The sequence below is a fragment of the Methylobacterium jeotgali genome (assembly GCF_022179345.1).
Taxonomy (GTDB): Bacteria; Pseudomonadota; Alphaproteobacteria; order Rhizobiales; family Beijerinckiaceae; genus Methylobacterium; species Methylobacterium jeotgali.
Genome location: NZ_BPQR01000004.1, coordinates 20,853 through 38,691 on the forward strand (window position 1 = coordinate 20,853; position 17,839 = coordinate 38,691).

At 74.0% G+C, this 17,839-nt stretch carries 18 protein-coding genes; 16 read left to right on the top strand and 2 right to left on the bottom strand.

Going from position 1 to position 17,839, the window contains the following annotated elements:
- The 15 genes from bchM (at window position 1) to MFF04_RS01515 (ending at window position 14,458) form a co-directional block, all read left to right on the top strand.
- On the top strand, window positions 1-840 hold the full coding sequence (gene bchM / locus MFF04_RS01445; protein ID WP_238273714.1) for a magnesium protoporphyrin IX methyltransferase: 840 nt from the start codon (window positions 1-3) through the stop codon (window positions 838-840).
- On the top strand, window positions 837-2,276 hold the full coding sequence (locus MFF04_RS01450; RefSeq protein WP_238273715.1) for an MFS transporter: 1,440 nt from the start codon (window positions 837-839) through the stop codon (window positions 2,274-2,276). Before bchM ends, MFF04_RS01450 begins: the two co-directional genes overlap by 4 nt.
- Window positions 2,277-2,288: 12 nt before the next feature.
- A complete protein-coding gene (puhA, locus tag MFF04_RS01455; RefSeq protein ID WP_238273716.1) occupies window positions 2,289-3,065 on the top strand; it encodes a photosynthetic reaction center subunit H in 777 nt (258 codons plus the stop codon).
- Complete coding sequence (gene puhB / locus MFF04_RS01460) at window positions 3,062-3,748, top strand: photosynthetic complex putative assembly protein PuhB (RefSeq protein WP_238273717.1); 687 nt, start codon at window positions 3,062-3,064, stop codon at window positions 3,746-3,748. The genes puhA and puhB overlap by 4 nt, the downstream gene beginning before the upstream one ends.
- Window positions 3,749-3,759: 11 nt before the next feature.
- On the top strand, window positions 3,760-4,287 hold the full coding sequence (puhC, locus tag MFF04_RS01465; protein WP_238273718.1) for a photosynthetic complex assembly protein PuhC: 528 nt from the start codon (window positions 3,760-3,762) through the stop codon (window positions 4,285-4,287).
- Window positions 4,287-4,586: an O2-dependent cyclase accessory protein gene (locus MFF04_RS01470; protein WP_238273758.1), complete on the top strand. Its 300-nt coding sequence runs from the start codon at window positions 4,287-4,289 to the stop codon at window positions 4,584-4,586. The genes puhC and MFF04_RS01470 overlap by 1 nt, the downstream gene beginning before the upstream one ends.
- A 23-nt stretch (window positions 4,587-4,609) precedes the next feature.
- Window positions 4,610-5,659 carry a magnesium-protoporphyrin IX monomethyl ester (oxidative) cyclase gene (acsF, locus tag MFF04_RS01475; RefSeq protein ID WP_283206337.1) on the top strand — a complete coding sequence of 350 codons (1,050 nt, stop codon included), beginning with the start codon at window positions 4,610-4,612 and terminating at the stop codon, window positions 5,657-5,659.
- A 1-nt stretch (window position 5,660) separates the two neighbouring features.
- A complete protein-coding gene (puhE, locus tag MFF04_RS01480; RefSeq protein WP_238273719.1) occupies window positions 5,661-6,512 on the top strand; it encodes a putative photosynthetic complex assembly protein PuhE in 852 nt (283 codons plus the stop codon).
- 98 nt (window positions 6,513-6,610) lie between these two features.
- On the top strand, window positions 6,611-7,828 hold the full coding sequence (hemA, locus tag MFF04_RS01485) for a 5-aminolevulinate synthase (protein WP_238273720.1): 1,218 nt from the start codon (window positions 6,611-6,613) through the stop codon (window positions 7,826-7,828).
- A 42-nt stretch (window positions 7,829-7,870) separates the two neighbouring features.
- Window positions 7,871-9,052 carry a magnesium chelatase ATPase subunit I gene (gene bchI, locus MFF04_RS01490; protein WP_283206336.1) on the top strand — a complete coding sequence of 394 codons (1,182 nt, stop codon included), beginning with the start codon at window positions 7,871-7,873 and terminating at the stop codon, window positions 9,050-9,052.
- Entirely contained in the window at window positions 9,049-10,740 is a 1,692-nt protein-coding gene (locus MFF04_RS01495; protein ID WP_238273721.1) for a magnesium chelatase subunit D, read from the top strand. Before bchI ends, MFF04_RS01495 begins: the two co-directional genes overlap by 4 nt.
- 10 nt (window positions 10,741-10,750) lie before the next feature.
- A complete protein-coding gene (gene bchO, locus MFF04_RS01500; protein ID WP_238273722.1) occupies window positions 10,751-11,656 on the top strand; it encodes an alpha/beta fold hydrolase BchO in 906 nt (301 codons plus the stop codon).
- A 55-nt stretch (window positions 11,657-11,711) separates the two neighbouring features.
- Window positions 11,712-13,238 carry a phytoene desaturase gene (locus MFF04_RS01505; RefSeq protein ID WP_238273723.1) on the top strand — a complete coding sequence of 509 codons (1,527 nt, stop codon included), beginning with the start codon at window positions 11,712-11,714 and terminating at the stop codon, window positions 13,236-13,238.
- Complete coding sequence (locus MFF04_RS01510; protein WP_238273724.1) at window positions 13,219-14,295, top strand: phytoene/squalene synthase family protein; 1,077 nt, start codon at window positions 13,219-13,221, stop codon at window positions 14,293-14,295. The genes MFF04_RS01505 and MFF04_RS01510 overlap by 20 nt, the downstream gene beginning before the upstream one ends.
- A 13-nt stretch (window positions 14,296-14,308) precedes the next feature.
- Window positions 14,309-14,458: a hypothetical protein gene (locus MFF04_RS01515; protein ID WP_238273725.1), complete on the top strand. Its 150-nt coding sequence runs from the start codon at window positions 14,309-14,311 to the stop codon at window positions 14,456-14,458.
- 5 nt (window positions 14,459-14,463) lie between these two features.
- Here MFF04_RS01515 and MFF04_RS01520 read toward each other — a convergent pair whose 3' ends face one another.
- Window positions 14,464-15,360, bottom strand: a complete 897-nt coding sequence (locus MFF04_RS01520; protein ID WP_238273726.1) for a carotenoid 1,2-hydratase family protein — start codon at window positions 15,358-15,360, stop codon at window positions 14,464-14,466.
- The gene (gene crtD / locus MFF04_RS01525; protein WP_238273727.1) at window positions 15,318-16,871 is read right to left on the bottom strand and encodes a 1-hydroxycarotenoid 3,4-desaturase CrtD; all 1,554 of its coding nucleotides are present in this window, start codon (window positions 16,869-16,871) and stop codon (window positions 15,318-15,320) included. Before crtD ends, MFF04_RS01520 begins: the two co-directional genes overlap by 43 nt.
- Before the next feature lie 97 nt (window positions 16,872-16,968).
- Here crtD and MFF04_RS01530 point away from each other — a divergent pair, with 97 nt between their 5' ends.
- On the top strand, window positions 16,969-17,838 hold the full coding sequence (locus MFF04_RS01530) for a polyprenyl synthetase family protein (protein ID WP_238273728.1): 870 nt from the start codon (window positions 16,969-16,971) through the stop codon (window positions 17,836-17,838).
- The last annotated feature ends 1 nt before the right edge of the window (window position 17,839 follow it).

The window sequence follows — 17,839 nt, forward strand, 5'->3', positions numbered from 1 at the left end:
ATGACCTCGCCCAGCTACGCCGAGCGCCGCTCCGAGCTCACCACCTACTTCGACCGCACCGCCGTCGAGGCCTGGGCGCGGCTGACCTCGGACGCGCCGGTCTCGAAGATCCGCGCCACGGTCCGGGCCGGGCGCGAGGCCATGCGCGAGACCCTGCTGTCCTGGCTGCCGGCGGACCTGCGCGGGCGGCGGGTGCTCGATGCCGGCTGCGGCACCGGGGCGCTGAGCCTCGAGGCCGCGCGCCGGGGCGCCGAGGTCGTCGCCGTCGACGTCTCCCCGACCCTGATCGACCTGGCGCGGGAGCGCACCGCCCCGCTCGCCGAAGGCTGCATCGACTTCCGGGTCGGCGACATGCTCGACGCGGGCCTCGGCCGCTTCGATCACGTCGTGGCGATGGACTCGCTGATCCATTACGGCGCCGCCGACATCGCCCGCGCGCTCGCCGAGCTGAGCCGGCGCACCGAGACCTCGCTGGTCTTCACCGTCGCGCCGCGCACCGCGCTCCTCACGCTGATGCACGCCGCCGGCCGGCTCTTCCCCCGCCGCGACCGGGCGCCCGCCATCGTGCCGATCACCGAGGCGGCCCTGCGCCGCCGCATCGCACGGGAAGGGATGCTCGACGCCTTCGCCCTGACCCGGACACGGCGCATCGACAGCGGCTTCTACCTCTCCAACGCCATCGAGCTCACGCGCGCGCTCCCTCCCCCCGCTGCGGGGGAGGGCGGCGTCCGGAGGGCGACGGGAGAGGGGAGCGACGCATCCGGAGATGGCGCTCCCCTCATCCGACCCGCTTCGCGGGCCGCCGTCTCCCGCAGAGGGGAGAAGGGAGGCGCGCCATGAGAACCGCCGGCCTCCTCACCCGCGCCTTCCGGAACCTCGGGCCCGGCCTTCTGCCCTTCGCCGACGCGGCGACGGCGGAGCTGCCCATGGGGCGCCTGCTGCGCCTCGCCCTGTTCCAGGTCACGGTCGGGATGGCCGCCGTGCTCCTCATCGGCACGCTCAACCGGGTGATGATCGTCGAGCTGGCGGTGCCGGCCTGGATCGTCGCGGTGATGCTGTCGCTGCCGCTGATCTTCGCGCCGTTCCGGGCGCTGGTCGGGTTCCGCTCGGACACCCACCGCTCCGTGCTCGGCTGGCGGCGCGTTCCCTACATCTGGTTCGGCACGCTGCTGCAGTTCGGCGGCCTCGCCATCATGCCCTTCGCCCTGCTGATCCTGTCTGGCGACACCACCGGGCCGGTCTGGCCGGGCCATGTCGCGGCCGCGCTCGCCTTCGTGATGGTGGGCGCGGGCCTCCACACCACGCAGACCGTGGGCCTGGCGCTCGCCACCGATCTCGCCCCGGCCCATGCCCGCCCCCGCGTCGTGGCGCTGCTCTGCGCGATGCTGCTCGCCGGCATGGTGGTGAGCGCCGTGGCCTTCGGGCTGCTGCTCGCCGACTTCTCGGCGCTGCGCCTGATCAAGGTGATCCAGGGGGCGGCGGTCGTCACCATCGTGCTCAACGGCATCGCCCTCTGGAAGCAGGAGCCGCGCGCCCCGAGCCGCACGGCGCCGGAGCGGCCCCGCCCCGCCTTCGCCGACTCCTGGGCGCTCTATGCCGGCAAGGGCCGCGCCCGCCGCCGCCTCGTCGCCACGGGGCTCGGCACGGCGGCCTTCTCGATGCAGGACATCCTGCTCGAACCCTATGGCGCGCAGATCCTGCACCTGCCGGTGGCGGCGACCACCGCGCTGACGGCGCTGCTCGCAGCCGGCGGCGGCCTCGGCCTGCTGCTCGCCGCGCGCTGGCTCGACCGGGGCGGGGACGCCTTCCGGGTCGCGGCCTCCGGCGCGGGCGTCGGCATCGCGGCCTTCTCGGCGGTGATCTTCGCCGCGCCCCTCGATTCCGGCCGGCTCTTCGCGGCGGGGGTCGCCCTGATCGGTCTCGGCGGCGGCCTCTTCGCCCACGGCACGCTCACGGCCTCGATGGCCAAGGCCGGCCCCGAGGATACCGGCCTCGCGCTCGGCGCCTGGGGGGCCGTGCAGGCGAGCGCGGCCGGCATCGCCATCGCGGCGAGCGGCATCCTGCGCGATCTCGGCGCGCATCTCGCGGAATCCGGTGCGCTCGGCGAGGCGCTGAACCTGCCCTCCACCGGCTACCTCGTCGTCTACCACCTCGAGATCGCGCTGCTCTTCGCGACGCTGCTCGCCATCGGCCCGCTCGTGCGCGCCGACGCCCCGATGCCAGCACCTCGGCCCCTGCCTCGATCCCTGCCTCGATCCCTGCCCCGCTCAGCCTGAAGGAGACCGGTCATGCCGAGAGGTGAAATCACGGCCTATCTCGATGTCGCTCAGGTGGTGCTCTACGCCTTCTGGATCTTCTTCGCGGGCCTCGTCTTCTACCTGCGCCGCGAGGACCGCCGCGAGGGCTATCCGCTGGAGGCCGAGGCCGCCTGGGGACGGCCCGGTCCGCTCGACTCGATCCTGATCCCCTCGCCGAAGCAGTTCCTGCTCTCCAACGGCCACGTGAAGCTCGCGCCCCGCCCGGGTCCGCCGACGCCCTGGGTCTACCGCGGCCACAAGCGCGAGGTCTGGCCCGGCGCGCCGCTGGAACCCGAGACCGACGGCCTGCACGACGCCATCGGCCCGGCCTCCTACGCCCAGCGCGAGGACAGCCACGACGAGACCTGGGATCGCGAGAAGCGCATCGTGCCGCTGCGGGTCGCCGACCACTTCGAGGTCCACGAGGACGGCCCCAACCCGATCGGCATGCCGGTGTTCGGCGCCGACCGGCAGCTCGCCGGCACGATCAGCGACCTCTGGGTCGACCGGGGCGAGTCGCTGATGCGCTACTACGAGGTCGCCCTCGCCGACGGGAGCCGCCGGGTGCTGATGCCCGCGACCTTCGCCAGGACCGGCCGCTTCTCGCGCACGGTCAAGACCGAGGCGCTGCTCGCCCGCCAGTTCGCCGAGATCCCGGCGACCAAGGATCCGGATTCCGTGACCCTCGTCGAGGAGGAGCGGATCATGGCCTTCTTCGGCGGCGGCACCCTCTACGCGACCGCCCAGAGACAGGAGTCCTTCCTGTGACGCGATCCGCCGCCCCTCTCGCCCATCACCTGCCGGCGAACGCCTTCGACGCGCCGCCCGGCCTGCCGGCGCCGCTGCCGGCGGGCGAGCACGTGCTCTGGCAGGGGCGCCCCTGCGCCTTCGGGATCGCCTTCCGCGCTCTGCACCTGCGCCTCGTCGGGCTCTGGTTCGTCGGGCTGGCGCTGTGGGCCGCGGTGCCGCCGGCCCTCGACGGCCGCTGGATCGAGGCGGCGGCCCTGGCGCTGCCGACCCTCGTCGTCGGCGCCGGCGCCCTCGCGCTCCTGGCGCTGCTCGGATGGCTCTCGGCCCGGACCACGACCTACACCATCACCAACCGCCGGGTGGTGATGCGGCTCGGCATCGCCCTGCCGATGACCCTGAACCTGCCCTTCGCCCTCGTCGAATCCGCCGATTGCCGGGTCTATCCGGACGGCAGCGCCGACCTGCCGCTGCGCCTGCGCGCCGGAAACCGCATTGCCTATCTCCACCTCTGGCCCCACGCCCGGCCCTGGCATGTGAACCGGCCCGAGCCGATGATCCGCTCGGTCGCCGGGGGCGCGGAGGTGGCGCAGGTTCTCGCCCGCGCCCTGCTGGCCTACCGCGAGGCTCCCGAGGAGGCGGCCGGTCCCGTGCTGCTGCGTCCGCGGGCGGTGCCCGCGCCCCGCCTCGCGACGGCGAACTGAGGGAGGCCGGCATGCGCGCCCACGCCCTCGCCAGAGCGAACGGCCGCACCTCCGGGGCCCTTGTGGCCGGGGTCGGCGCCCTCGTCGGCTTCGTGGTGCTGGCGGTCACGGTCGGACGCGTCGAGAGCGTCGGCCTGACCAGGATGGAGCCGGCCCGGCCCGTCCAGAGCCTCGCGCTGCGCGTCGAGGACGCCGCCGACGGCTCGATCGCCCTGCGGGAGGCCGGTGAAGGGGCGCTCGTCGCCACCGTGCGGCCCGGCGAGGACAACTTCATCCGCGCCACCCTGCGGGGCTTCGCGCAAGGGCGGCTCCGGGCCGGCCTGTCGCGGGAGGTGCCGTTCACCCTCACGCGCTTCGACGACGGGGCGCTGCGGCTCGACGATCCGCTGACCGGGCGGAGCGTCGATCTCGGCGCCTTCGGCCCCTCGAACTTCGGCGCCTTCGCGCGCCTGATGCCCGCCCGAGAGCCGTGCCCGGCCGCAGGGTCCTGTCCGAACGCGCTCTCCCCCGCCGAGAGCGTCCTGGGAGTCGCCCGATGATGGCCTGGTTGACCGGACGCCGCAGCGTCGAGGTGCCCTGCACCGTCGAGATCGAGCAGACGCCGGAGAGCCTGCACGCCCATGTCGTCCTCGACGCGGCCTTCGAGATCGAGCCGGGTGACGCGGTGCAGGTCCACGACGCGCCGACCTCCGTCCCCTACGGCGAGCGCCTCGTGGTCCGCCGCACCGCCACCGTGACCCGGGCCGGCGCCCTCGAGCGGCTCTGGACCAAGCTCGCGGGGCATCTCGAGCTCACCGAGCTCTACGAAGTCAGCTTTTCCGAGAGGAGGCGCCTGTGACCGCAGCCATCCAGCAGCCCGCCCTGAAGATGCCGATCAACGAGGCGACCAAGGCCGCGCAGGAGACGACCTTCCTGTCGCCGCGCTTCTACACCACCGACTTCGAGGAGCTTGACCGCACGGACGTCGAGCCTGTGCGGGCCGAGTGGAACAAGCTCATCGCGGAGCTGCGCGCCGACCCCAACAAGCGCCACTTCGTGCGCAACGCGGAGTTCGACTGCGACATGTCCGGGCTCGACCCGGCGCTGCGCAAGGAGTTCATGGACTTCCTGGTCTCGTCCATCACCGCCGAGTTCTCGGGCTGCGTGCTCTACGCGGAGATGCGCAAGCGCGCCAAGAACCCCGATATCCGGGAGCTGTTCGGCTTCATGAGCCGCGACGAGGCGCGGCATGCCGGCTTCATCAACGACGTGCTGAAGGATTTCGGGATCGGCGTCGACCTCGGCTTCCTGACGAAATCCAAGAAGTACACCTTCTTCCGGCCGAAGTTCATCTTCTACGCCACCTACCTCTCCGAGAAGATCGGCTACGCCCGCTACATCACCATCTTCCGCGAGCTGGAGCGCAACCCCGAGCGCCGCTTCCACCCGATCTTCAAGTGGTTCGAAAAGTGGTGCAACGACGAGTTCCGCCACGGGGAGGCCTTCGCGCTCCTGATGCGCGCCAACCCGAAGCTGACCTCGGGCCTGAACCGCTACTGGATCAAGTTCTTCCTGCTCGCCGTCTTCGCGACGATGTACGTGCGCGACCATTGCCGCCCGGCCTTCCACGAGGCCCTCGGGGTCGATCCGAGCGACTACGACTTCAAGGTCTTCCGCATCACCTCGGAGATCTCGAAGCAAACCTTCCCGCTGACGCTCGACCTCGACAACCCGCGCTTCAAGCGGCTGCTCGACCGGCTGGTGACCTGCTCCGTGCGGCTCGCCGACGCCAAGGCGCAGGGCGGCCTCGCCGGCCGGCTGAAGCAGGGCGCCTGGATCGCCGCCTCGGCGCTGACCTTCGCCCGGCTCTACGCCATGCCGGCCCGCGACAACGCGATGCCGGCGGAGATCCGCCTCGAACCGGTCTGGTAGGATGGCCGCCTACGCGCTTCCCGCTCTCTACGCGGTGCTGGTCTGGTGGTTCTCCACCGGCCTGATCCTGCTCCTCGACCATCGCCCGCGCGCCACGCACGCGGCGAGCATGGTGGCGGGCACGGGCGCGCTGGCCCTGGCGCTCTGGGCGATCGGGGCCTCGGCCGGAGATGCGAGCGAGGGCGGGGCCTACACCGCCTTCACGGCGGCGCTCCTCGTCTGGGGCTGGCAGGAGATGAGCTACTACATGGGCTTCGTCTCCGGCCCGCGCCCCGTCGGCTGTCCGGCGGGCGCCCGCGGCTTCGCCCGCTTCCGCGCGGCAGCGGCCACCAGCCTCTGGCACGAGGCGGCCATCGTCGCGGGCTTCCTCGCCATCCTCGCCCTGACCTGGGGGGCGCCGAACCGGTTCGCTCTGTGGACCTACCTGATCTTGTGGGGGATGAACCTCTCCGCGCGGTTGAACCTCTTCCTCGGCGTCCGCAACCTCAACGTCGAGTTCCTGCCCGAGCATCTCGCCTACCTGCGCAGCTATCTCCGAACCCGCGCGATGAACCCACTCTTCCCGGTCTCGGTCGCGGCAGCGGGCCTCGCGACGGGCGGGCTCGTCCTGGCGGCGCTCGGCGAGGGCGCGAGCGCCCACGAGGTCGCGGGCCTCAGCATCCTCGCGACCCTGATGGCGCTCGCCACCCTGGAGCACGGCTTCCTGATGCTGCCGCTGCCCTCGGCCGCGCTCTGGCAGTGGAGCCTGCCGAAGATCGCCCGCGCCGGGCCGGCGGCCGCGCCGATCCCGGCGTCCTGCGGGGAGGGGGCCCATCTCGGTGAGCCATGCCTCGCCGAGATCGAGGGACGCTGACCATCCGATCCGCCACGGCGGACCGGCAACCGACACGCCGCCGCGGCGGCAGGGACGAGCGGGCCGAACCCGCCGGGCAACACGGGAAGGGGACGAGCATGAACTACGAAGAGATCTTCGGCTCCGCTCTGGCCGGCCTGCACCGGGAGGGCCGCTACCGCGTCTTCACGGATCTCGAGCGGCAGGCGGGGCGCTTCCCCCACGCCACCCACCACACGCCCGAGGGCACGTGGCCCGTCACGGTCTGGTGCTCGAACGACTATCTCGGGATGGGCCAGCACCCGGCGGTGCTCGCCGCCATGCACGAGGCCCTCGACCGCTGCGGCGCGGGTGCGGGGGGCACCCGCAACATCTCGGGCACCAACCACTACCACGTGCTCCTGGAGCGCGAGCTCGCCGACCTGCACGGCAAGGAGGCGGCGCTGCTCTTCACCTCGGGCTACGTCTCGAACTGGGCCGCCCTGGGGACGCTCGGCGCGCAGCTGCCCGGCTGCGCCGTCTTCTCGGATGCCGGCAACCACGCCTCGATGATCGAGGGCATCAAGGCGAGCCGCGCCGAGCGGCACATCTTCCGCCACAACGATCCCGAGGACCTCGACCGCAAGCTGCGCCTCGTAGACCCGGGCCGTCCGAAGATCGTGGCCTTCGAGTCGGTCTACTCCATGGACGGCGACATCGCCCCCATCGCCGAGATCTGCGACGTGGCCGAGGCGCACGGGGCGCTCACCTATCTCGACGAGGTCCACGCCGTCGGCCTCTACGGGGCGCGGGGCGGCGGCATCGCGGAGCGCGACGGCCTCGCCCACCGCCTCGACGTCATCGAGGGGACGCTCGGCAAGGCCTTCGCCGTGCATGGCGGCTACATCACGGGCTCGGCCAGGCTCTGCGACTTCGTGCGCAGCTTCGCCTCGGGCTTCATCTTCACCACGTCGCTGCCGCCGGCCGTGGCGGCCGGGGCAGCGGCGAGCATCCGGCACCTCAAGGCCAGCGGCGTCGAGCGGGCACGCCATCATGAGCGGGTGGCCACGGTGCGGGCCCGGCTCGAGGCCGCAGGCATCCCGACGCTTCCCAACGACAGCCACATCGTGCCGGTGATGGTCTGCGATCCGGTGCTGTGCAAGGCGATCAGCGACACCCTGCTCGACACGTTCGGCATCTACGTGCAGCCGATCAACTACCCGACGGTGGCGCGCGGCACCGAGCGCCTGCGCATCACGCCCTCGCCCCTGCACAGCGACGCCGACATCGACCACCTCGTCGACGCCCTCTCCGCGATCTGGGGCCGGATGGGCGTGCGGCGCGCGGCCGCCGAGTAGAGCCGTCACGAAGAGTCCTGGGCCCGAGCGGGAGATCCGACGATGAGCGTGAACGGAGCGAGCCGGCCGGACCCCGTCGAGCGGCGCGGCGTCCCGGCGCCCTTCCCGCGGATGCAGGCGGCCGAGCCGGCGATCCGCCTGAAGCCGGCAAGGCGCCTTCGCGGCCCGGTCGTCCGCGAGCAAGAGGAAGCGCGGCCGGGCTCCGACCGACCCGCCTTCCCGTTCTCGGCCATCGTCGGCCAGGACGAGATGCGCCGGGCGCTCCTCATCGCCGCCGTGGACCCCTCGATCGGCGGCGTGCTGGTGTTCGGGGACCGGGGCACCGGAAAGTCCACCGCCATCCGGGGCCTCGCCGCCCTGCTGCCGCCGATGGAGACGGTGTCCGGCTGCCCCTATTCCTGCGATCCCGGCCGGGCGGCGGAGCCCTGCCCGCACTGCGCGGCGCAGAGCGGTGCGCGCACCGTCCGCTCCGTCCCGGTGCCGGTGGTGGACCTGCCGCTCGGCGCCACCGAGGACCGGGTGGTCGGCGCCCTTGACCTGGAGCGCGCGCTGACCCGCGGCGAGAAGGCCTTCGAGCCGGGATTGCTGGCGCGGGCCAATCGCGGCTTCCTCTACATCGACGAGGTCAACCTGCTCGACGATCACCTCGTCGACCTGCTCCTCGACGTCGCCGCCTCCGGCGTGAACACCGTGGAGCGCGAGGGCCTCAGCATCCGCCACCCGGCGCGGTTCGTGCTCGTCGGCAGCGGCAACCCGGAGGAAGGTGAGCTGCGCCCGCAGCTCCTCGACCGCTTCGGCCTTGCCGTCGAGGTGACGACCCCGACCGACCTGCCGACCCGCATCGACGTGGTACGGCGGCGCGACGCCTACGAGCGCGACCCGGCCGGCTTCTGCGCCGGCTACGCGAAGGCCGACCGCGCCATCCGCCGGACGCTGACCGCCGCCCGCGCCCGGCTGCCCGGCCTCGCGGTGCCCGACGCGACCCTGGAGGCGGCGGCCCGGCTCTGCCTCGCGCTCGGCACCGACGGCCTGCGCGGCGAGCTCACCCTGATGCGCACCGCCCGGGCGCTCGCTGCCTACGAGGGTGTCGAGACGGTCGGCCTCGATCACCTCGCCCGCATCGCCCCCTCCGCCCTGCGCCACCGCCTGCGCCGCAACCCCCTCGACGAATCCGGCTCCACCGCGCGGGTCGCCCGGGCCGTGGAGGAAGTCCTGGCGCGATGACCACTCCCTGGGCCCGGGCGTTGCGGGTGGCCGGCCTCGCCGCCGCCGATCCCCAGGGCTGCGGCGGCGTCCTGCTCCGGGCCGGCGCGGGGCCGGTGCGCGATCTCTGGCTCGAGCGCCTGCGCGCCGCCATGCGGCCGGGATCGCCCTGGCGACGGATGCCCGCCGGCATCGCCGACGACCGCCTGCTCGGCGGGCTCGACCTCGCCGCCACCCTCGCGGCGGGCCGCCCCGTCGCCGAGGCGGGGCTGCTCGCCGAGACCGATGGCGGCCTCCTCGTCGTGCCCATGGCCGAGCGGCTGACGGCCGCCACCGCCGCCCGTCTCGCGGCTGCCCTCGACACCGGTCGGGTCGGGGCCGCATGGGACGGCAGCCCGGCCCGGATCGGCCTGCTTCTCCTCGACGAGGGCACGGGCGAGGACGAGCGCGTCCCCGAGGCGCTGGCGGACCGTCTCGCCTTCCATCTCGACCTGACCGGCGTCACCTGGGGAGAGACGGGCGTCGCCGCCGAGGACCCGGCGCCGTATTCGGTCGAGGACGATCCGGCCCCGGACCCGGCCGCCGACCTCTGCGCGGCTGCCGAGGCCCTCGGCGTCGCCTCCCTGCGCGCGCCGCTCCTCGCCCTGCGCATCGCCCGCCTCGCGGCGGCCCGCGCCGGCCGCAGAACCGTCGCCGCGGAGGATGTCCGCGAGGCGGCCGGTCTCGTCCTGGCGCCCCGCGCGACCCGGCTTCCGCCGCCCGTCCAGGACGATGCGGAGGCCCGGCCGGAGCCGGCACCGGCCGAGGCGCCGTCCGGCTCGGCGGAGGCCGACGACCGGTCTTCGTCGCAGACCGAGAGCGTGGTCGAGGCGGCTCGCGCCGCGATCCCGGCCGATCTGCTCGCCGGACTCGTCGCGGCGCAGGGACGGAGCGTGGCTCCGCGAGCCGGCAAGGCCGGCGCGATGCAGCGGGCCACCCGCTCGGGGCGTCCGGCCGGGACGCGGCCGGGCCATCCCCGCGAGGGCCGTCTCGCCCTGATCGCGACGCTGCGCGCCGCCGCTCCCTGGCAGCGCCTGCGCAAGGCGGCGGACCCGAGCGGAGGGGGCCTGCGGGTGCAGGCGAGCGATTTCCGCATCATCCGGTTCCGCCAGCGCAGCGAGACCACGACGATCTTCGCGGTGGATGCCTCCGGCTCGGCGGCGCTGGAGCGGCTCGCCGAGGCCAAGGGCGCCGTCGAGCTGCTTCTCGCCGAGGCCTATGTCCGACGGGACAAGGTCGCGCTGGTGGCCTTTCGCGGGGCGGGGGCCGAGATCGTGCTGCCCCCGACCCGCGCCCTGGCCCGGGCCCGGCGCGGCCTCGCCGCCCTGCCCGGGGGCGGGGGCACGCCCCTCGCCTCGGGCCTCGACCTCGCCGCCGGCCTCGCCTGCGCGGTGCGCCGGAGCGGCGGCTCCGCGACCCTCGTCGTGCTCACCGACGGGCGCGCCAACGTCGCCCGCTCCGGTGCGCCGGGACGGGCGGAGGCGGGCGCCGACGCCCTGCACGCAGCGGGGCTTCTGAGGGGCGCCGGGATCCGCACCCTCCTCATCGATACCGCTTCCCGGCCGCAGGACGCCGCCCGGCGGCTCGCCGACGCGATGGGCGCACGCTATCTGCCCCTGCCCCACGCCGATGCGGCGGCCATGAGCACCGCGATCCGGGCGGCGGGGTAGGACGTCCGCGATGCCGGTGTCGAGCGACCGACCGCAATGGGAGCGCGACGGCGCCGACTGGCCGAACCGCGCGGCGAGCCGCTTCGTCGAGGCCTCCGGCCTGCGCTGGCACGTTCAGGTGATGGGCGAGCCGGGAGCGCCGGTTCTGCTGCTCCTGCATGGCACCGGCGCATCGACCCATTCCTGGAGCGGGCTGGCGCCGCGCCTCGCGGAGCGCTTCCGGGTGGTGGCGCCGGACCTGCCGGGCCACGGCTTCACCGATCCGCTGCCGCCCGGCCGCCTCTCGCTGCCCGGCATGGCCGCGGCGATCCGCGACCTCCTCGGGGAACTCGCCGTCGCGCCGGCGCTCGTCGTCGGGCATTCCGCCGGGGCGGCGATCCTCGTGCGCATGTGTCTCGATGGCTTGAGCCCGCGCTTGCTCGTCGCCCTCAACGGCGCGCTGACGCCGTTTCCGGGCGTCGCCTCGGTGCTGTTTCCGAGCATCGCCCGCATGCTCTTCCTCAACCCGGTCACGCCGCGCTTCTTCGCCTGGACCGCCGACCGGCCGGCGGCGGAGCGCCTGATCAAGGGCACCGGCTCGCGCCTCGACGACCGCGCCCTGGAGTTCTACCGGCGGCTGTTCCGCTGTCCCGGCCACGTCGCCGGCGCGCTCGGCATGATGGCGAACTGGGACCTCGCCGCCCTCGACCGGGCCATCGGCGGGCTCGACGTCCCGCTGCTGCTCGTGGTCGGGGGCGACGACCGGGCGATCGCCCCCGAGACCGCCTTCGCCCTGGCAGACCGCCTGCCGAACGCCCGCGTCAGCCTGCTTCGTCATCTCGGCCACCTCGCCCACGAGGAGGCGCCGGACCGGGTCGCGGAGATCATCGTCGAGGCGTCCGAGGCGGCAACAATCGAAAGTTCCGCTTCGGGCTGACCCCGGCAGCACTCCGCGCTTGCACAGTCCGGTTTTCAGTCGGTAGTGTCATCCTATGTTGACACTCGCCGACTCGCCGAGTTTCACGAGGACAGCGCCGCCCCGGCCCCATGCCGTGGTGATCGGCAGCGGCTTCGGCGGTCTGGCGGGGGCGATCCGGCTCGGCGCGCGCGGCTACCGGGTGACGGTGCTGGAACGCCTCGACCAGCCCGGCGGCCGGGCGCGCGTGCACCGGCAGGACGGCTTCACCTTCGATGCCGGCCCGACCATCGTGACGGCGCCGTTCCTGTTCGAGGAATTGTGGGCCCTGTGCGGGCGCCGCATGGCGGACGACGTCACGCTGGCGCCGATGCTGCCGTTCTACCGCATCCGCTTTCACGATGGCGCGACCTTCGACTACAGCGGCGACCCGCGGGCGATGCGCGCCGAGGTCGCCCGGTTCTCGCCCGGGGACGTCGAGGGCTACGAGCGCTTCATGGCGCACAGCGCCGCGATCTGCCGCGTCGGCTTCGAGGAGCTCGGCCACGTCGCCTTCTCCTCGGTGACGGACATGCTGCGGATCGCGCCCGCTCTGCTGCGCCTCGGCGGCCACCGCTCCGTCTTCGACCTCGTGGCGCGCTACATCCGCGACGAGCGCCTGCGCACGATCTTCAGCTTCCACCCCCTGCTCATCGGCGGCTCGCCGTTCCGGGCGAGCGCGATCTACTGCCTGATCGCGCATCTGGAGCGCCGCTGGGGCGTCCACTTCGCCATGGGCGGCACCGGCCGGCTGGTCGAGGGGCTCGTCGGCCTCATCGAGGGGCAGGGCGGCTCCGTCCGCTGCGGCGCGGAGGTCGCGCGCATCGACATCGCGGCCGGGCGCGCCACCGGCGTGACGCTCACCGACGGCAGCCGCATCGCTGCCGACATCGTGGTCTCGAACGCCGACTCCGCCCAGACCTACCTGAGCCTGCTCGGCGGGGAGGGGCGCGGCTGGCAGCGGGCCAAGCTACGGGCCTCGCATTCCTCGATGGGCCTGTTCGTCTGGTACTTCGGCACCGCCCGCAAGTTTCCGGGGATCGCCCACCACACCATCCTGATGGGGCCGCGCTACCGCGGGCTCATCGAGGACATCTTCGTCCGCAAGGTGCTGGCGCCGGATTTCAGCCTCTACCTGCACCGGCCCACCGCCACCGACCCGCTGCTGGCGCCGATGGGCTGCGACGCCTTCTACGTGCTCGCGCCGGTGCCGAACCTCGCCGGCGGCCAGGACTGGCCGGTGCTGGCCGAGCCCTACCGGCAGGCCATCGAGGCGCATCTGGAGGCCACCGTGATGCCGGGGCTGACGGGCTCGATCGTGACCTCGCGGGTGACGACGCCGGCCGATTTCGCGCAGGATTTCCTCAGCTTCCGCGGCTCGGGCTTCGGGCTCGAGCCGGTGCTGACCCAGTCGGCCTGGTTCCGGCCGCACAACGCCTCCTCGGCGTTCCGGAACCTCTACCTCGTCGGGGCCGGCACGCATCCCGGCGCCGGCCTTCCCGGCGTGCTCTCCTCGGCCAAGGTCCTCGACACGGTGGTGCCGGATGCCCGCGTCCACGCTTGAGGCCGGCAGGCCGCCGCTCTGGGCGATCCCCCACGCGAGCGGGGCCGACCACGCCGCCTGCCGGGCCGCGATCCGCACCGGATCGCGCAGCTTCTTCGCGGCCTCCGCCCTCCTGCCCGCCCGCGTGCGCCGCCCCGCCTACGGGCTCTACGCCTTCTGCCGGCTGTCCGACGACGCGGTGGACGACGCGCGGATGCGCGACCGCCCGGCCGCCCTCGCGCGCCTCGCGGTCCGGCTCGCCCGCATCTACGACGGCGTCCCCCAAGACGCCCCCGCGGACCGGGCCATGGCCGATCTCGTGAGCGCGCACGATCTGCCGCACGCGCTTCCCGCGGCCCTGATCGAGGGGCTGGCCTGGGATGCGGAAGGCCGCCGCTACGAGACCCTGGACGCGCTGACCGCCTATGCGGCGCGGGTCGCCGGCAGCGTCGGAGCGATGATGACGGTGCTGATGGGCGTGCGCGACCCCGACACGATGGCGCGCGCCTGCGATCTCGGGATCGCCATGCAGCTCACCAACATCGCCCGCGACGTCGGCGAGGATGCCGCCGCCGGCCGCCTCTACCTGCCGCTCGCCTGGATGCGGGAGGCCGGGCTCGATCCGGACGCGTTCCTGGCCGAGCCGGCGATGACGCCGCCGCTCCGGGCGGTGATCCGCCGCCTTCTCGCGGCGGCCGACGCGCTCTACGCCCGCTCCGAGCCGGGGGTGGCGGGGCTCCCCGTCGATTGCCGGCCGGCGATCCGCGCGGCGCGTCTGATCTACGCCGAGATCGGCCGCGCGCTGGAGCGGGGCGGCCTCGATCCGATCGGCAGCCGCGCCCGCGTCCCCGGCCGCCGCAAGGCCGCCCTGTTGATCCGCGCCCTGCGGCCGGGCCCGGCGCCACGCGACCGCACGGCGCCGCCCCTTCCCGAGGCGGCCTTCCTCGTGGAGGCCGTCGCCGCGCGTCCGGTCCCGGCCCGGGCCGCCTGGTGGGACGTGGGCGGGCAGGGCGCGCGGGTGCTCGATCTCATCGCGGTGCTGCGGGAGCGCGAGGGCCTTGCGACGGCCAGCCCATGATCGGGCTTTGGCGATGAGCGACCCGCTGTTCGCCTTCCTCGACATCGGGCTCGTCTTCGCGCTCGCCCTGGGGCTGGGGATCTGGCAGCTCGTCGTCCTGAAGCGCGACATCCGCCGCGACCGCGCCAAGGCGCAGGCCGAGAAGCCGGACCCGCCGGCCTGATCCCGTCAGCCCGGCCGCGGCATCCGGAACGGCAGCATCAGGCGCACCAGCGGGTTGGCGAAGCGGGCCAGCGAGAGGCTCTCGTGCACCGGCCGCACCGGCTCGCCCCGCAGCGTCGAGGCGAGCAGCGAACGCGCGTAGAAGGGCGTGTCCTCGAAGGTCCGCACGACCTGCGCGCGGCCGTCGTCGCTGCGGGTGTGCCGCGGCATTCGCCACAGGCGGGTCGGCGGAAGGGGCGCGTGGAGCGGGGCCTCGATCTCCAGCGGCGTTCCGTCTCCGGCAAAGCACAGGGTCAGGGCCTGTCGCGTGCCGTCGCGGCGCCGCACGTCGTAGAGGATGGCCGCGCCGTCCCTGAGACTCGCCCGGCACCAGGTCCAGTCCGAGAAGGCCGCCTCCAGGGCGGTGTCGCCGTGGTTGGTGTCGAAATAGGCGGTGCCGCGCCAGGAGACGCCCGGGTGGCTCAGCGCCACCTCCACCGGCGCGCTCGGCGCCATCGGCCACCAGCGATGGAGGCCCTGCGCATCGAGGCGGTGCATGCCCGGCGTGAAGCCGGGCGGGCGCAGCCGCACGGTGCCGCGCACCCGCGTCGGGATCGGGGCCGCGACCTCGTCGAGGCGAATCGTCAGCGTGGTCCCGTCCCAGTCGAGGCCGCTCGGGCCGATCCGGATGTGGTCCGCGTCGCGCGTGAGGGCGGCGCGCCCGCGCTCGGTCATGCAGAAGCGGTTCGCGCGCTCGCCGTAGAGCACGACGTTGACCGCGCAGTGCTCGAACGGGTCCCGCGTCAGGTCCCAGGCGTAGTAGGGCGAGAACACGCTGCCGATGAAGGCGATGACCGTGAGGCCCTGGCGCCCGTCCTCGCTCAGGGCGTCGACGTACCACCAGACGTAGCCGTCGCGGTCCACCCGCGTGTCGAAGCGCGGGCGCGGCTCCTGTCGTGCAGCAGGCTGTCCGCCGCGATCCGGCCCGACTGCGCCGCCATTGGCACCCCCGGCCCCGGATGGACGCTCCCTCCCGCGAGGTAGAGCCCCGGAATCCGCGTGCGGGCTCCCGGCCGCTTGAACGAGGCCATCCAGCCGTGGGAGGCCCGCCCGTAGAGCGCCCCCGCCGAGCCCGGAAACAGCCGCGCGAAATCCTCCGGCTGGGTCGTGACCGGCTCGGCCGCGTCCGAGAGCTCCAGCCCGCTCGCCCTCAGGCGCCGCCGCATCGCACTCACGCATGTCTCGATCTCCGAGGGGCCGAAGGGTTTGGCGGGGGCGTTGACGAGGCAGAGCAGGCGCTCGGGCCGCTGCGGGTCCGGCGCCGCGTCGCTCCGGTCCTCGTTGCCGCGGTCCTTGTCGCTGCGATCTTGGGCGCAGACGTAGACGGTCGGATCGTCGGGCAGCCGCCCGCTGCGGATCCGCGCGAACTCGGCCGCGTAGTCCCCCGAGAAGAACACCGTGTGCCGTGCAAGGGGGAAGCCCCGCGCACGGGCCTGCACGCAGTGGGTCACGGCGGAGAGGGAGCGCTCGGCGGCCGGGACGGGGCTGGCGGCGCGTGCCGCCTCGCGGCCCAGCAGGCCGTCGGCGAGCGCCGCCACGTCGGCGTTGCAGATCACCGCGTCGGCGGGGATGCGCTCGCCATCCGCAAGGTCGACCCCGGCCACGCGCCCGCCCTCGACGGCGATCCCGGACGCCTGCGTGCCGTAGCGGAACGCGGCGCCGCGCCGCGCCGCGAGGTCGGCCACCGCGCCGGCAAGGCGGCTCAGGCCTCCCGCCACGTGCCAGACCCCCTCGCTCTCCACATGCGCCACGAGCATCAGCGTGGCGGGGGCGGCGAAGGGCGAGGAGCCGCAATAGGTGGCGTAGCGGCCGAAGAGCTGGCGCAGGCGCGGATCGGCGAAGTACACGCCGAGCGCGCTCCACAAGGTGGTGAAGGGCTGGATCCGCCAGAGATCGCCGAGCCCCGAGAAGCCGGCCCGGCGGGTCAGGTCGAGGGGGCTCGGGCGCTCGCCGCGGATGAAGGGCGCCTCCAGGGTGGCGTAGACCTCCGCTGCGCGCGCCCGGAAGCGGCGGTATCCGTCCCGCTCCCGCAAACCGGCGAAATCCGCGATCGCCTGCTCCGAGGCGTCCGGGTCGGCGAGGAGATCGAGTTCCTCCCCCGGCCCCCAGGCGTGGCGCGCGAGGATCGCGGCCGGCTCCAGCCCGACATGGGCCGAGAGATCGGCCCCGCACTCCGAAAAGATCTCCTCGAGCACCCAGCGCATCGTGAAGACCGTGGGGCCGGCCTCGACGGCCGTGTCGCCCACGGCGACGCGGCGCATCTTGCCGCCGGGCGCCGCGGCTCGCTCCAGCACCGTGACGGCGAGCCCCGCATGGGCGAGCCGCAGGGCCGCGACCAGACCCCCGATGCCGGCACCGATGACCACGACCCTCACCGGCGGTCCTTTCGTCATTCGAAATCGACTTGACGAGTGTCAATATTTATTGACACATCGATGCATCAACAACAAGTGACACGGGAGGGATGCCGTCATGGACGCCAACCGTCGCATCGAGGGAGCGCTCGACGCCGCCGTCGCCCATCTGGAGGCGCCCGGAGCGCCGCCGCGCCTCGCCGAGGCGCTGCGCTACGCGGTCTTTCCCGGCGGCCACCGCATCCGTCCCCGGCTCTGCCTCTCGGTGGCGCGGGCCTGCGGCGACGACGATTGCCGCACCTCCGACGCGGCGGCGGCGGCGATCGAGCTGCTGCATTGCGCCTCCCTGGTCCACGACGACCTGCCCTGCTTCGACGATGCGCCCCTGCGCCGGGGCAAGCCCTCGGTCCACGCCGCCTTCGGCGAGCCGCTCGCGGTGCTGACCGGGGACGCCCTGATCGTGGCGGCCTTCGAGACCCTGGCGCGGGGCGCCGCGCGCAGCCCGAACCGGCTCGCCGCGCTCGTCGGGCTGGTCGCCCGCGCGGTCGGCGCGCCCGCCGGCATCGTCGCCGGGCAGGCGTGGGAATCCGAGCCGACCGTGGCGCTCACCGAGTACCAGCAGGCCAAGACCGGCGCCCTGTTCGCCGCCGCCACGGTGACGGGGGCGGCGGCGGCCGGCGTCCCGTCGCTGCCCTGGCGGCTTCTCGGCGAGTGCCTCGGGGAGGCCTATCAGGTCGCCGACGACCTGCGCGACGTCGCCTGCCGCCAGGAGGAGGTCGGCAAGCCCGTCGGCCGCGACTCGACCCTCGGCCGGCCGAACGCCGCCGCGCTCCTCGGCATGGGCGGCGCGATGGCGCGGCTGAAGCGGCTGGTGCGCGAGGCGATGGAGGTGATCCCCGATTGTCCCGGCGCCGAGGCGCTGCGCGCCGAGATCGCGGCGCAGACGCGGCTGTTCCTGCCGGAAAGCCTCGCCCGGGAGCTGGCCTGAG

Excerpts from the sequence above, each read along its gene's own strand:
- bchM (WP_238273714.1), top strand. The coding sequence starts at position 1 with ATGACCTCGCCCAGCTACGCCGAGCGCCGCTCCGAGCTCACCACCTAC.
- MFF04_RS01450 (WP_238273715.1), top strand. The coding sequence starts at position 837 with ATGAGAACCGCCGGCCTCCTCACCCGCGCCTTCCGGAACCTCGGGCCC.
- puhA (WP_238273716.1), top strand. The coding sequence starts at position 2,289 with ATGCCGAGAGGTGAAATCACGGCCTATCTCGATGTCGCTCAGGTGGTG.
- puhC (WP_238273718.1), top strand. The coding sequence starts at position 3,760 with ATGCGCGCCCACGCCCTCGCCAGAGCGAACGGCCGCACCTCCGGGGCC.
- MFF04_RS01470 (WP_238273758.1), top strand. The coding sequence starts at position 4,287 with ATGGCCTGGTTGACCGGACGCCGCAGCGTCGAGGTGCCCTGCACCGTC.
- puhE (WP_238273719.1), top strand. The coding sequence starts at position 5,661 with ATGGCCGCCTACGCGCTTCCCGCTCTCTACGCGGTGCTGGTCTGGTGG.
- hemA (WP_238273720.1), top strand. The coding sequence starts at position 6,611 with ATGAACTACGAAGAGATCTTCGGCTCCGCTCTGGCCGGCCTGCACCGG.
- bchI (WP_283206336.1), top strand. The coding sequence starts at position 7,871 with ATGAGCGTGAACGGAGCGAGCCGGCCGGACCCCGTCGAGCGGCGCGGC.
- MFF04_RS01495 (WP_238273721.1), top strand. The coding sequence starts at position 9,049 with ATGACCACTCCCTGGGCCCGGGCGTTGCGGGTGGCCGGCCTCGCCGCC.
- bchO (WP_238273722.1), top strand. The coding sequence starts at position 10,751 with ATGCCGGTGTCGAGCGACCGACCGCAATGGGAGCGCGACGGCGCCGAC.
- MFF04_RS01505 (WP_238273723.1), top strand. The coding sequence starts at position 11,712 with ATGTTGACACTCGCCGACTCGCCGAGTTTCACGAGGACAGCGCCGCCC.
- MFF04_RS01510 (WP_238273724.1), top strand. The coding sequence starts at position 13,219 with ATGCCCGCGTCCACGCTTGAGGCCGGCAGGCCGCCGCTCTGGGCGATC.
- MFF04_RS01515 (WP_238273725.1), top strand. The coding sequence starts at position 14,309 with ATGAGCGACCCGCTGTTCGCCTTCCTCGACATCGGGCTCGTCTTCGCG.
- MFF04_RS01530 (WP_238273728.1), top strand. The coding sequence starts at position 16,969 with ATGGACGCCAACCGTCGCATCGAGGGAGCGCTCGACGCCGCCGTCGCC.